The 14486-nt window shown below is 45.4% G+C and carries 7 protein-coding genes and 1 pseudogene; 5 read left to right on the top strand and 3 right to left on the bottom strand.

Annotated features, from left to right (window positions below):
• Positions 1 to 71 precede the first annotated feature (71 nt).
• On the bottom strand, positions 72 to 8744 hold the full coding sequence (locus tag QUA44_RS08085) for a PA14 domain-containing protein (RefSeq protein WP_333249768.1): 8673 nt from the start codon (positions 8742 to 8744) through the stop codon (positions 72 to 74).
• Positions 8745 to 9151: 407 nt separating this feature from the next.
• Here QUA44_RS08085 and QUA44_RS30665 point away from each other — a divergent pair.
• The 3 genes and pseudogenes from QUA44_RS30665 (at position 9152) to ruvC (ending at position 11255) form a co-directional block, all read left to right on the top strand.
• Positions 9152 to 9358, top strand: a pseudogene (locus QUA44_RS30665) (DUF4926 domain-containing protein).
• Between the two features lie 163 nt (positions 9359 to 9521).
• Complete coding sequence (gene bchI, locus QUA44_RS08075) at positions 9522 to 10631, top strand: magnesium chelatase ATPase subunit I (RefSeq protein WP_445243646.1); 1110 nt, start codon at positions 9522 to 9524, stop codon at positions 10629 to 10631.
• A 90-nt stretch (positions 10632 to 10721) separates the two neighbouring features.
• Complete coding sequence (gene ruvC / locus QUA44_RS08070) at positions 10722 to 11255, top strand: crossover junction endodeoxyribonuclease RuvC (RefSeq protein ID WP_333249763.1); 534 nt, start codon at positions 10722 to 10724, stop codon at positions 11253 to 11255.
• 7 nt (positions 11256 to 11262) lie between these two features.
• Here ruvC and QUA44_RS08065 read toward each other — a convergent pair whose 3' ends face one another.
• Positions 11263 to 11832 carry a Uma2 family endonuclease gene (locus QUA44_RS08065; RefSeq protein WP_333249761.1) on the bottom strand — a complete coding sequence of 190 codons (570 nt, stop codon included), beginning with the start codon at positions 11830 to 11832 and terminating at the stop codon, positions 11263 to 11265.
• Between the two features lie 409 nt (positions 11833 to 12241).
• Here QUA44_RS08065 and QUA44_RS08060 point away from each other — a divergent pair, with 409 nt between their 5' ends.
• A complete protein-coding gene (locus QUA44_RS08060) occupies positions 12242 to 12616 on the top strand; it encodes a hypothetical protein (RefSeq protein ID WP_333249759.1) in 375 nt (124 codons plus the stop codon).
• Positions 12617 to 12722: 106 nt separating this feature from the next.
• Here the strand turns inward: QUA44_RS08060 and QUA44_RS08055 are convergent, their stop codons facing one another.
• Positions 12723 to 12992, bottom strand: a complete 270-nt coding sequence (locus QUA44_RS08055; protein WP_333249757.1) for a hypothetical protein — start codon at positions 12990 to 12992, stop codon at positions 12723 to 12725.
• A gap of 254 nt (positions 12993 to 13246) precedes the next feature.
• On the opposite strand from QUA44_RS08055, the gene QUA44_RS08050 reads away from it, so the two are divergent.
• A complete protein-coding gene (locus QUA44_RS08050; RefSeq protein WP_333249756.1) occupies positions 13247 to 14482 on the top strand; it encodes a hypothetical protein in 1236 nt (411 codons plus the stop codon).
• Positions 14483 to 14486 lie beyond the last annotated feature (4 nt).

Below are 14486 nucleotides of genomic sequence, written 5' to 3'. Positions count from 1 at the left end.
AGCGAGTCAAAATCAGGAGATTATAGTAATCAGAAGGTAGGCAATGCCCACCATACTAAGCCCTACCAAGACTATTGATACAACTTAACCAATCCTTTCCTTACTGCATCTTGGAACACATTTGGTATATAAAGCCGACCACTGTTAGCCGGAGATTGAGGAGCAGAAGGATTAGACATATCAACGTATGCTCGGCCATTATGAACTTCTACATGAGTGTGAGCGCCATAACTTGTACCTGTGTTACCCTGTTTTCCTATTAGGTCCCCTGCAGCTATTGTTTTACCCTTCCAACTTTCATTAATTGAGCCTTCTGCAAGATGCCAGTAAATGAATGTTTTGTCAAGCTCCTTGTTGTAAATAGCAACCGTTCCATTATATCCCCAAGACTTAGAAGCAACTTCTTTGCCATTTTTTGCTTCAATCACTTCGCCGCCAACTAAAGCATGCAAATTGCCATCTGCATCTCCATCTGTGGAATCAATGGAGTAACGATTTTTGTGGGTCCAGTCGTATTCAGAACTAACTATGTTGCCAACATTGTCTTGGTACAAAGCATTCAAGTAATCAGACTCTTTGTAAATGTAATTGGGATTAGGTTTAGATGGATTTTCACCATTAGAGTTACTCGAATATCGATAAACAGTTGCTGTTTGACCATCGCCAGTAATGTAACCTCCTTCAAAGTTTTGACGAGTAACTCCTCCTTCCTCAAAAGGATCGCTAGTGGGATAACCTAACCAACCGGGGGCACCGTTGTCGGTGTTACGGTAAGCTTCCCAAATTTTGCCAGAAACATAATAGAACACCGTCGTATTGTGACGCCGCATCAGGATGCCCCAACCATTCGCCCCGCCATCGAAATCTTGAACAACACCATTACCCCACAAATGAACGTTATTAGTCGGTACGCCAACTCGATCGTAGCCGCCATGTTTGTTAAAAGCATCAGGCAATTCTACGCTCGGGTTATTGTTATCATCAAGAGCGACAACAAAATCAGAAGCTTTCTCCATGCGAAGTTGAGCCGTTGCACCGCCACCATACTCCCGATATTTCAATTGCACTGGATATTGACCGGGTTGAGTAAAAGTCCCGTAGCCATTTGTCAGCGTTGCAACTTCTATCATCTTGTCAATGGGTGCTTGACCGTTAACTTCCACTTTAAAACCGTCATCATGGTTGCCAATAAAGCGATAGGTTCCTCGATCGAACGGTCGATTTGTTGTCCAGCGCACCGAGAAATTATCAGCTTGCACCCCAGGTGCAGGACTGCCCAAATCCCAAGATTTATCCAAATTGCCGGCTGAAGAACTATCACCTCGAACTACTGCAGGAGCGCCCGCCCAATCTCGGTTATTGAAATATTCCCCGCGCCAACTATCAGCAGGAATTGTCAAACTCTTGTTGAAATATTCATAGTAAGTGGGATTCGTCATTCCCGGTGCCCAGAACAACTTTCCATTCGGCAACTCAAGCTCATAAGCGCCATTACCCACATCTTTCTGAGAAGATAAAGGATAGCCCAAAGCATTCGGACCGCCAGCTTGTTGGTAAGCCTCCCACAACTTACCGAATACATAGCTGACAGTGGGACTGCCAGCTTCTTTCAACAAAGCTCCCCGCCCTAAAGTACCGCGAAATTCTTGAATCTTATTGCTCAAAGGGTTGGGCAATAATTGATTTATTGGAACTCCGATCGCGCTGGCACCTAGCTTATTTGCTAAATCATTGTAAGTAGCTTGCAAAGCAGGATCGATCGGGTAATTAAGGCTATTAGGAGAGTAATCCCAATCTAAATTCAGATAAGCTGGTGCGACATCTTCCGAGTGTTCGACTTGCAGCGTATGCAGTCCAGCCGGGAGAGTAATTTCTACTTCGTGACCGTCAAAAGGCGCATTGTTCCAACGATCGATTACCTTTTCACCGTTAATATACAATCGCGCCCCGTCATCAGCTTGCAACTTAAACTTATAAGTGCCAGCAGGCAATTGCCGGTGAGTTGTCAGTCGCGATGAGAAATTATCCCTTTGAATTCGGCTGTCAGGGCTACCCTCACCCCAGTTTAAATTCAATCCTGCGGTAGTAGAACCGTCCGTGCGATTTACAGCAGGTGCTCCGGCTAAATCTCGATTATTGAAATACTCAGCAACCCAAGGTTCCTGTTCAACTAAACCGATGACACCTGGAACGGGTATTGGCGAAAATTGTAACTTCTGCCAACTCAGTTTATTTGATGCAGCACCAGCATTTTCAAAATGCTCCACGCGAATTCTGTGATAGCCTTTATCGAGTGACACCAGCATTTCATTGTTAGCAAACGCTTGATCTTGCCACTTATCAATGACCAACTTATCATCCACCCATACCCGGACACCATCATCGGCTTGACTGGTAAACTTGTAAATTCCCGCTGAATCGAAATAGCGAGTTGTTGACCAACGATCTGAAAAATCATCATCTCCAATCGGAACGCCTCCCTCATGGCTGTTTCCCCAATCTTTATCTAAGAAACTCGTTCCACCACCGCGATTTCCAGCGAAGTTTTTATCATTTAGATCCTTCCCTCGGTAGAACTCGCCAGCCCATTCTTTAGGAGGATTAGCTTGTTCCCACTTCAGCGTATTAGCTGCCGCAGAACCATGCTCAAAATACTCCACCATTACCTGATGGTATCCAGGCTCAATAGCTGCGAAAGCTGTTTTCTTTTCAAACGCCGAGTCTGTCCATTTGTCAATAGTCAGTTTGCCGTCAACATAAACCCGTACTCCATCATCAGCTTGATTGATAAAGTTGTAGATGCCACCGTCAAAATAGCTAGTGGTAATCCAACGCCCGCCGAAATTATCCTCTTTAATTCCTCTGGTATTGGGCGGCGCTCCTTCACCAGCGGCAAACCGCAATTCACCTTTTTGTTCGTATTGTGACCACTGCGGAGAACCAACTAAATTCTTATTGTTCCAATACTGACCGTGCCAGTCCGAAGTGCTGCCTTGACCGCTATCCGGTGGCAATTTTTCTATTGCTTTAGTATCGTAAGCAATCGTCGGCATTCCCTCCTTATAAAGAATGTAACCTCCTTCAAAATTCTGAATTATCCAACCGTCACCCAGACCTATTTCACCGCTAGTGGGGAATCCTAAAAAGCTGTTTTCTGCGCCTAGCTCGAAATATTTCCCAGCCATGCCGCCAAAGATAGGAAATGTGCCATTGTTAGACTTGAGAATGGCACCGCCTTGGAAATTTTGTCGTTGGCCAGACTTAGTGAAGTAGCGATCGGAAGTCGGGTGTTTTAAAATACCGTCAGCACCACCCGTTGCTAAAAGAGTTGTCCAGAAATCGTTGCCAACCCAGTAAGAATTATCGTTGGCGTGTGACTTCATAATCCCGCCTTTGCCGTCAGATCCCCCCTCAAAGTCCTGAATATAACCTGGGCCCCAAGCATGGACGTTATTAATTGGATAGCCGAGTTTGGAAATTGCGCCGTTGCGCTGGTAGGTATTGACATAAGTGCTGTGAACTGCTCCGCCGTCGTAACCTACCGGGCGCAATTCACCCGTCCAATCTTTTAGAAGATTTGACGCTACCCAGCGGAGATTATTAACAGCAGGCCCGAGGTATTCAAAGTATTCAACAACTACTTTGTGTTCGCCTTTCGGTACAGCGACAAAAGCATCATTGCGATCGGGGCTCTCTGTCCAATCGTCAACAACTTTGACACCATCAATGTAAACTCTGACTCCATCATCTGCCTCACTGATGAAGTTATAAAAACCGCCTTCAAAATTGCTAGTAGTTTCCCAGCGGGCTGAAAAACCGTCAGCAGGAATTCCCCAAGTTCCAGATGGAACTCCCGCAGCCAAAAATCGCAATTCTCCTGGCGGTTCGGCGCGAGTAAAAGTTGGATTGCCTGAGAAATCTTTGTTATTCCAAAATTGCACTTGCCACTCCCCATTGCTGTCGTGAGGCGACGGCAATACTGTAACGGGCTTTGGAACCGGAACTGGTAGCAATGGCAACGCACTCGAACCCAAAGCGTACCAACTTTGCTGCCCATTTGGCTGCACCATCAAATATCCGTTCTGGTAGTAGTGAGTGGTTACTTGATTGCTGACTACTGTCTTTATAAACGAGCCTGCATTAGCTGGCACTTTTCCTTGTCCGGGTAAAAGGGCAGGGGGGAGAGGTTGGGGCGGCGCTTGAACAGGTGGTAGCGGGGTAGATCCGGGTGCATTCCCGTTAACAATTGCACTTGCTATCCAGTTATTTGTACCTGCGATGCGATACCACCGCTCATCAGGAGTTGCTAGTTGCTCGTCAGGAATGCGCTCCCCATAAGTCCAACCGTCAAATTGGATAGTTGCTTGATAAGGATAGCCACCTACTATCGCAAAATTAGTCCCGGGGCCCGATCGCACATTTGCACCCATTGTTGTCATCACCCAAGCAGAAAAGTTGGTTGATTCGACAGTGGGCCAGAAAGGACTATCAGCAGCTCGTTCGCTAGGTGTTACCTTCCCTTCGCCACTCCAAGTTTCAGGAACTAAGGTTGCTACCACATCATAATCTTGCGGTATTGTAGCTAGAGCTAAAGCCACAGCAGCTTCTAAATTCACCACTCCAGCACCCGTTTCATCATCCCAATTTGGCTCTTTCAGATCGGTAGCTGTATCCTTGATAATTTGAATTACTTGACGGAAGCTCAAACTTGGATTCGCCGCCCAAACTTGAGAAACAGCACCAGTAACTTTCGCCGTCGCTACCGATGTTCCCGCCATCGTCCCAACGCCATCTCCGACTGTGGATAACTCTGGATACTGAACACTGCCTCCAGGTGCTAAAATATCTAAACCTCGACCGTAGCTGGAATAATCGGTGCGATCGTAAGCTTTAGAAAGTGCAATTTCATCATTAACTCGTTCCGCCGCACCGACAGTAATAATGTTGTCAAATTCCTGGGAAGCTTGACCCAAAACAGACATCACACCGCCATCGTTACCGGCTGCAACTACCAGCAATACATTATGCTGGCGCGCATATTCGATCGCACTTCTTTCCTCCGGCGTAAATTCGTAGCGAGTTGTTGTCGTACCATCGGGATTAACTTGAGTTAAATCTAAACTCAGGTTGACAACAGCATTCGGTTGATTTGACTCGATCGCAGTATTGACAAATTCAACCAAAGATTCTGCCCATTTTCCAGAACCGATCGCCCTTCCTGCCCAAATCGGCGCTTTTTCATTAATACCGTTAATCCCAATACCGTTGTTTTGAGTAGCGGCAATAATTCCTAAAACATGAGTGCCGTGTTCGTTGCCTTTCCCAGGCTCGATTGTGGGGTCAGCATCGCCATCTACTTTGTCTTGTCCCCAGGTAATTCGCGAGTAGTCAATATCGGGATTGTTGCCGGCAAATCCCGTGTCAATCACTCCGATTATCGGCTGATTCTCAACAGGAAAATCAAACTGTACTATATCAATTGATGGTAATGGTGGCTGGATGGGCGGTATGGTTAGTCGATCGACCGTTTCTTCTAACCGCGAAACTAAAGTCACTGTATTATCCGAAACAGGCGTTGATTCATTAAAACTCATCAACCTTTGAACCACGCTTTCTAAACGCGCAATCAAAGTCTCGTTGCTGCTATTCCCACCCGGATCGTCGGCACTTCCCAAGTTATTCAAACTTTGTTTCATGCTTTCCAATCGCGCTATCAAATTGGCAGAAAGAGAATAATCTACTTCAGAACTAGCAGGAAAACTATCAACAAATGGCTGGGAATTTTCAGCAGTAGTAGAATCATCCTCAGTTGATTCTTCAACTATCGGCAAAGTCGGCAACGACTCTTTGGGAATCACCACATCACTAACAGCCGCAGTCTCAGAAAATATATCCTTCGTCTGCAACTCTTCACCTTTGTTAGTAGTCGTCACTGGCATAATTTCCAGATTTGTCTCTTTCGCCGGCAAAAATGGCTTAACTTCAGCAGTCTCTTTAGTCTCAATCGCCGCTTTTGGCTGACTTTCCTTCGCCAACTCTACAGGATTTGTGGCTACAACAACTTTAGTAGTTTCAGTTTTCTCTACCTCAGTTACTAACGCTGGCTGCGATTCCTCTTTCGCCTTAATTTCCGCTGGCAAAACTCCCGGCTGCGATTCCTCTTTTACCTTGATTTCCGCTGGTAAAACTTCCGGCTGCGATTCCTCTTTTACCTTGATTTCCGCTGGCAAAACTTCCGGCGCTGTTTCTACTTTCTCAGTTGATATCGTTGCAGCAACTTCCGTATCAGCAGTAGATGTATCTGGCAAAGTTGTCGCCGGCGGCGCTTCAGTAACTTTGTCTTCTACCTCAGTTGCCGCAGTCGGAACAGGCGTTTTTTCAACTGGTAAATTTTCAGTCGAATCCGTCGCAGTTTCCTTGTCAGCAGTTGGTAAAGTTGTCGTCCCTGACAGCTTTGTATCTAGCTTATCGCTGGTCTCAACTTGAGTCGAATCCCCAGAATTATTCTCAGTATCTTTGACTTCTTCCTCAGTCGTCACCGCCGGAACAGTAGGCTTGGTATCTACTTTGTCGGTTGTTTCAACTTTGGTTGCATCGGTAGTATCTTTGTCGGTATTTGTGGCAGGCACTTGGTTGTTTTCAGTCTCTTTATCTGAAGTTGATGGCAGCATAACTTCCTTTTCCAAATCATCAAGCAAATCCGATAGTTCAGTATCTACATTTGGTTTTGGTTCCGGGGTAACATAAGGTGTGGCATAAGCAATAATTGCCTTGCCTAAATCTGTTTTCCGCCACTCTTTATCAGGATCGATCGCACTATCCAACAAAGCAGTTTTTGCCGTCGCACCCCGCACTTGGAACATGATATCATTGTAATCCCTGTCACTGCCTTCATCTAACCGCATATCCTCCATCACAAACGTATTGCCTTCCCCCGTGACATCGGCAATTTGACCAAAGTGAAATCCCTCCACAGGATTCGCCATTGCCATAGAAAACAAAGGACGCCCGGCACCGCCAGCAGTCGGATTGTCGAACACAGACTTGACACTACCGTTAGGTACCAACATCACCCCATATTTGCCCCCAGAAGTTACCGCAAAAGTCTTGACTCCTAAGTAAACTCCTTCATTGGCATTAGCTTCTCCTAACTCACCAGCAAAACGCGCACCTTCTGTAGCATCATTAATTACTACATGACCTTTCACAGAGTTACTTAAAGAACGTGCAGCTACTTCTTTGATGAATGCTTCCGAACCCGGTTCAAATTTCTCTAAATCGTCCAAACTGAAAAAAGCCAACTCACCTTGGAAAAACCCACCGTCAAAGGTGTAGTCTACACCGATCCGACCAGTAGCATCGGCAGTAAATACCCCCGATGTAAAGGGAGAAATTAATTTTTTATCCGCAGTCGGTTCTAGTTCTTTTGTGGTTTCAGCAGTCGCTATTGAAGTATTGGTATTGTCTGTTTTGGTATCGTCACCGTTGGTTTCAGTATTTTTTTCGTCCTCTGGCTTGCTGGTATCTGTGGAACCAGTAACTGATTTGTCGGGAGTGTCTGATGTTGTTTCAACCGCAGATCCAGAATCGGTTGCAGGTTTTTCTGGTTCGGATGTTAAAGCTAATTCTGAGGTTGTGGCAACGGGTTTTTCGGGAGTTTCTGATGTTGCTTTTGCCGCAGGTTCAGTCACTGCTACAGGTTTTTCTGCTTCGGATGTTAAAGCTGTTTCTGAGGTTGTAACAACTGATTTTTCGGGAGTTTCTGATGTTGCTTCTGCAGCATTTTCAGTAGCTGCGGCAGGTTTTTCTGGTGCGGATGTTAAAGCTGTTGGTGAAGTTGTGGCAACGGGTTTTTCAGGAGTATCTGATGTTGTTTCAACCGCAGTTTCAGTAGCTGTGGCAGGTTTTTCTGGTGCGGATGTTAAAGCTGTTGGTGAAGTTGTGGTAACGGGTTTTTCAGGAGTATCTAATGTTGTTTCTGCCGCAGTTTCAGTAGCTGTTGCAGGTTTTTCTGGTTCGGATGTTAAAGCTGTTGGTGAAGTTGTGGTAACGGGTTTTTCAGGAGTATCTGATGTTGTTTCAACCGCAGGTTCAGTAGCTGTGGCAGGTTTTTCTGGTGCGGATGTTAAAGCTGTTGGTGAGGTTGTAACAACGGGTTTTTCGGGAGTTTCTGATGTTGCTTCTGCCGCAGTTTCAGTCACTGCTACAGGTTTTTCTGGTTCGGATGTTAAAGCTGTTTCTGAGGTTGTGGTAACTGGTTTTTCGGGATTTTCTGATGTTATTTCTGCTGTGACATTCTTGTCATCAGCAGCATCTCCTGTAATGACATCTTTATTCGCAGTCCGTTTTTCCGAAATGGCGGCGCTGTTTGAGGAAAGTGGATCGTCTGATTTTGCACCGGTGAGAGTGTCTTCAGATGATTTTTGAGTGTTAGTTGATACTAAATTCAGCGTGTATTTGATGTCGCCGGTGACTTGTAAAACTTTGAGTGGATCGTCTCCGGCTACTAAGCTGTCAGCGCTAATTGTTTGTGCCGCATTTCCCGCGTTGGTGGAACTGTAAAGTGTTGCGCCGCTATCGTTTAATAAAACGATGTCGGCATTCGCGCTTAAATTGTCGATCGCAAATTTGAAGCTTCCCGGACTGTTAATGTTAAATTTGTAAAGGTCGTAGATATTTGTAGTGTCAACGCTACCTGTGTAGCTGTTGCTGTCAGTCAATGCCCCGATGTTAAGTTCAGCCATTGGTACCCCTGAAAAATAGTTGGTTGAATTCGCCCTCAAAGATATATCTGGGTGAAGTTGAGGGTTTTATGCGAAATCCGGGAAATCGTTACATAAGTTTATATTTGGGGGCTCACGCCCAAAGTTAAGTTCAGCCAAACTACCCCGGAAAAATAGTTGGCTGAATTCGCCCTCAAAGATATATCTGGGGGAAGTTGAGGGTTTTATGCAAAATCCGGGAAATCGTTACATAAGTTTATATTTGGGGGCTCACGCCCTTGCTTTCTCGCGTAAATACCAAAGAAACCGGGTTTTTGGCGGAGTCTGTGCGTCGTAGCGAGGTATTCTCGAAAAAACCCGGTTTCTGACTGCTCGCGCGTCGCGTCTGGGGCTGTAAAATTGAAAGTCGATCGGAGGTAAGCGCGATCGTGCCAGAATTATTTGATGCAGTCGAATTATTAGTGAAATTGCCCGAAAAAAAATTGCAAGTAGGTATTAGAGGGGCAATTATTGATTGTTATGATGATGAAACTTAGGAGGTAGAATTTAGCGATCGCTCCGGCGCAATGATAGCTTTGTGTACTCTATCGCCAGAGCAATTTTTAGTTGTTTGGAAGGCGAAAGAAAGGCGTTAGTTGTCTGTATCTGAGCTATTAGCTGCGACGGTTGAACGTTTTTCAAATGAACGCCAGCAACAGGTTTTAGAGTTGGCGCGTTCTCGAACTCAGAAATAGTCGATCGACTAATGTACCCCTGTATGTCACAATAGAGGACTGTCATTAGAGTAAAGAATTTATTGTGAGTCCTACTGCCGAAGTCAGCAATACCTTAAATGCGGGCGCTCTGCCAACCGTTACCGCAGCCCGCCGCGCTGTTTTTCCCTTCACTGCAATTGTTGGCCAGGAGGAGATGAAACTGGCGCTGCTGTTGAATGTCATCGATCCGAAAATTGGCGGGGTGATGATTATGGGCGATCGCGGTACGGGCAAATCTACCACAATCCGCGCCCTCGCTGACTTGCTGCCAGAAATTGAGGTGGTGGCTGACGATCCTTTTAACAGTCATCCCACCGATCCGGATTTTATGAGCGATGAGGTGCGCGATCGCACTTTGCATCACGGTACAATGCCGATCGCCCGCAAAAAAGTCCAAATGGTAGACTTGCCGCTCGGCGCTACCGAAGACCGAGTTTGCGGTACGATCGACATCGAGAAAGCTTTGGCCGAAGGAGTTAAAGCTTTTGAACCAGGCCTGTTAGCTAAAGCTAACCGCGGCATTCTTTACGTCGATGAAGTCAATTTGCTCGACGATCACTTAGTCGATGTTTTGCTAGACTCCGCCGCCAGCGGTTGGAATACTGTTGAAAGAGAAGGCATCTCGATCCGCCACCCGGCTAAGTTTATTCTCATCGGTTCCGGGAATCCAGAAGAAGGAGAATTGCGGCCGCAGTTGCTCGACAGATTCGGGATGCACGCGGAAATTCGGACTGTGAAAGACCCGAATTTAAGAGTGGAAATTGTCGAACAGCGATCGAGTTTTGACCAAAATCCCTCAGAGTTTCTCGGCAAATATCAGCACGAACAAGATGATATGCAGCAGAAATTGGTCGAAGCCCAGGAAAGGCTGAAATCCGTAACTATCGATCGAGATTTGCGAGTAAAAATCTCCCAAGTCTGCGCTGAATTGGACGTAGACGGACTGCGGGGCGATTTAGTCACAAATCGGGCCGCCAAAGCTTTCACCGCCCTAGAATGTCGAACAGAGGTCACTGTGGACGATATTCGCCGGGTGATGACCCTGTGTTTGCGGCACCGATTGCGGAAAGACCCGCTAGAATCGATCGATTCGGGTTCTAAAGTGACCAAAGTGTTCGATCGAGTATTCGGCCTAGAAACAACCGAGGGGTAATTAATAATTGGTAATTGGTAATGGGTGGTGAGGAAACATTTCCCAAATTTTTAATGCCTCCTTCCCCAGTTCCAATTACTAATTCTCGCAATGGAAAAACGAATTTTAGGATTAGATCCGGGCTTAGCAAATCTTGGCTACGGGGCAATTTCTTGTCAAATTGTACCGGGGAAACAAGATGAAAACAGCGTTTCCATGATTGATTGCGGCGTGATAAAAACAACGCCAAAACAGGAAATGGGACAGCGGTTGAAAACAATTTACGACGATTTGCACGAGGTAATTGAACAGATTAAACCTGATATTGCAATTGCCGAAAAACTGTTCTTTTACAAGATGGGAAATACCATACTTGTAGCCCAAGCGCGTGGCGTTTTGACGCTAGTATTGGCGCAGTGTGGAGTTCCGCTATTCGAGTTTACGCCGGCTCAAATTAAGCAAGCTTTGACAGGTCGCGGTAATGCGGATAAGTCCGAAGTGCAAGAGGCCGTGGCGCGGGAGTTGGAGTTAGGTTACATTCCGAAACCAGACGATGCGGCGGATGCTTTGGCGGTGGCTTTGACGGGTTGGTACGATGATGATATTTGTCCGAAGAAAATACACTTGGAAACAGAAAAAGTTTGATGCAATATCAAATCATCGGCAAATTAAGCACAAATCCGGGCAAGACATCTTCTCCCAATAAACTTACAGGAAATTGTACAATCTCTACTTCGCGAGAAGGGCGATAAATCTCCACTTTTTCGTCTAGAGGATTAATCAGCCAACCCAAGCGTAAACCACTGTTTAGATACTCCTGCATTTTCTCCTGAAGCGGCCGCAGCGGGTCTGGGCGCGAACGCAATTCTATGACAAAATCAGGACAAATTGGCGGAAATTTCTCTTGTTCTTCTGCTGTTAAAGCAGAGCATCTTTCTAAGCTAACCCAAGCGGCATCAGGGGCTCGATAGCCATTATTAGGCAAGCGAAAAATTGTAGATGAACTAAACACTCTGCCTAGCTGCGTTTTACGGTTCCACAAGCCCAAATCTGTAATTAAATAGGCTTCTCGATTGCCGTTAACTTCGCCTACGGGTGACATAATAATGATTTGTCCTTTAGGTGTCCGTTCAAATTGCCAATCTCGATTCATCTGGCACAAGCGGTAAAACTGTTCGTCTGTTAGTTCGACAGTATCTAAGTTTAAAGTAATGGTTGTCATTTTTCCTACTAACTCCCGATAAATCAATACGGTTTACTTAAGAGGCGGGTTTTGCCTTGATACAGTCGATTATTTCATAAATTCGCTCGCCCAAGCCGCCCCTACCGCCTTATGGTTGACTTAAGAAATTCGTCAAAAAGCCTTAAGTAAACCGTATTGCCCCATAAATATGAGTCCTACAAACCTATTTTAGTCGCACTTTTTGTCAATTTCAACATCAGTCCTCATCGCCCGGACTTAAGCTGTAAGATGGGGATTTAAACCCCAGCGGACTATTGCGAAGTGCAAAATATCATTGGGAAAAGTAATTAAGTTCGATCGCGCAATTCCCACCTCAATCAAAAAAATGCTATAATATCCACTTTAATTGCTAAGCTAATCCCACCATCAGAGAACACAGGAAAATAATATGGTGATTATTACCTCACAACAAATTGCCCAATTTCGCTCACAATTAGCCGAATATCCCGAAGCCCTAAAAGCCCTAGACGCAATCGAAGATTGCGAAGGTAACATCGAAGATGCAGCGATATCTCTAGCAATTCAAGCCGGACAAGAACCGAATATCTCGGAAAATTGGTTAGACGGATTGGCTAAAAGATGCCGCGTTGCTATCTGCAAATCAGAGGTTAAAGAAGAGTTGACAAACGGACAATTGAATGCAGCATTTAGAGATTTAGTTGCAGCAAAAATTTGCCCTGATATTTTGGTCACTTCGGTGATTATTTATGTATTTAAAACTGGGGTGAATGGGTTTTGCGAGCCTCTCGAATATAAACTGTAAAGCCATAGCTGCATTTAAAAATTAGGTGAAGCAAAGCTATCCCGAAGGGTACGGAATCGCCCTTATTTCCCAAAACATCATATAACGAGCCGATCGCACTTTTGCTCTATCCCTGTGCACTGCTGTACCCAGCCGGCACAAAATCCGGCGACAAAGCCAAAGATTTCCCCAGCAAACGTGCAAGTTGCACTAAAAAATTAGCAGTATCTTCGTCACCTTCGCGCGCCATTGAAGCCGATATCTGGATTAGCATTTGCACAAATCCCGCATCAATTAAATCGGAACACGAACTCAAAACCTCTGGCTCTTGGCCGTTGGGACAGGTAAGCACTCGCTCGATCAAGTTCAAATAAGCCTCTTGGCGTTCTGGATTCATTTTCGGAGGATCGGTACAGTAAATAATTTATTATTACGTTTAACTCAGTCCTGTCAATCAGGCGATCGAATAAGCGATCCCCGTTTTTACTCTAGAAACTCCATTCAGTCAGGAATACACAGAAGCTTAAAGAAAATCTTAAGTTTCTCCATGCTAGTTTAGTCGAGGCAAGTTGGCCCGATGCGCCCCCTAAAATTCAAGCTAAGCTGCGCCAATAATAACCCTAAAATTCAAGGGAATTAAGAATATACAAAATGAAAATAGGAATATTTTTAGGAAATCTCGGAAATCCCGCCATCTACTATCCCAAACTTGCTCCAATTACCGGCGGAGTCGCGGCGAGCATTTTTCTTTGCCAATTATTACAATGGCAATCACAACACTCCAACTCTGCCGAATGGGTGAAAACCAACAGCAGCGAAATTGAAAAAGCCACCGGTTTAAATCACGAAGAACAAGAACTCGCGAGACGCCTGCTCAAAGTGCGATCGTTCCTGAAAGAAAAATTAACAAATCCCAACACGGACACCCTAGAACTCTGGGCGGACATTGACGCTTTCGAGGAAAAACTTAATAACTTTTGGACACCGAATCCGCCAGATATTATAACACCGATAAGTCGCGAAAACAACAATCACCCTGTAGAAATTTTCCGCGAAACATCACCCCCAAATCATGTAGTTAAAACAGACAAATATTTCGGGCAACCCCGCCAGCAAATAGCCGTTGCTGTCACGCCTCATTACCAATTTAGCGGGCCTTGGAATTCCCAAGAAGAATTGCACAACTTTCAGCGGGTTTTAGAAGAATATGCCAAAGAACGTAATTTATGGTTTGGCAATCCTTCGGGATGGGCATTTAACATTATTGACAGGATGACAAAAGGCTTAACCTCGGCTTTTTGGGAGGAATTTATCGCCGGAATTCCGTTAGGAGAAAGTCAGAAAGTCCAGCGGGATTGGGAAATCGAGCCGGAAGTGCCTTATCCGGCGTTTGAAGAGGAGCGAATTCAGTATTACGTCCACAAGGGCGAACCGCTGGAAGCAGCAGTGTCTAAGGCCCGCGCTGACTTGAGAAATCCGGTGTTGGGGAAGGATTTGTGGGAGGGTTTTTTGCGAAAGTGCGATCGTATTGCTGACGATGCACTCAAAGCCAAAAACCTAGGAGTGCAGACACCCTATCTGCCACCTTCCTTTACAGAAAAACCTCAATTTACCAAAGAAAGTGTCATGAAGAAACTGGAAGCGATCGCACCTCAAATTTCCCTCACACCATCGACTGCTAACACCCTTTCCCCCAGAACTTTAAAACAACAGGAAAGTGAAGAAAAAGAGTCAAATTCAGTTGTTGAAGATCCCAGTATTGAATCTTTGCAGAAAGCTTGCAAAACTCCGATGGGTCGGAGTATAGTTGAAAAACAAATCACCGAACATCCAGAATGGGGCTACGAAATAGTTGACGGTGAGATCGTAGAATCAATTCCTTTTTAGGAGG

Source organism: Microcoleus sp. N9_A2 (assembly GCF_036701775.1).
GTDB lineage: Bacteria > Cyanobacteriota > Cyanobacteriia > Cyanobacteriales > Microcoleaceae > Microcoleus.
Note: the sequence above shows the minus strand (reverse complement) of the source record. Positions and strands in the feature narration are given on the sequence as shown.

What these genes read in the sequence shown, in the direction of transcription:
- QUA44_RS08060 (WP_333249759.1), top strand. Translation starts at nt 12,242, where the DNA reads ATGGTGATTATTACCTCACAACAAATTGCCCAATTTCGCTCACAATTA.
- QUA44_RS08065 (WP_333249761.1), bottom strand. Translation starts at nt 11,832, where the DNA reads ATGACAACCATTACTTTAAACTTAGATACTGTCGAACTAACAGACGAA.
- ruvC (WP_333249763.1), top strand. Translation starts at nt 10,722, where the DNA reads ATGGAAAAACGAATTTTAGGATTAGATCCGGGCTTAGCAAATCTTGGC.
- QUA44_RS08055 (WP_333249757.1), bottom strand. Translation starts at nt 12,992, where the DNA reads ATGAATCCAGAACGCCAAGAGGCTTATTTGAACTTGATCGAGCGAGTG.
- QUA44_RS08050 (WP_333249756.1), top strand. Translation starts at nt 13,247, where the DNA reads ATGAAAATAGGAATATTTTTAGGAAATCTCGGAAATCCCGCCATCTAC.
- QUA44_RS08085 (WP_333249768.1), bottom strand. Translation starts at nt 8,744, where the DNA reads ATGGCTGAACTTAACATCGGGGCATTGACTGACAGCAACAGCTACACA.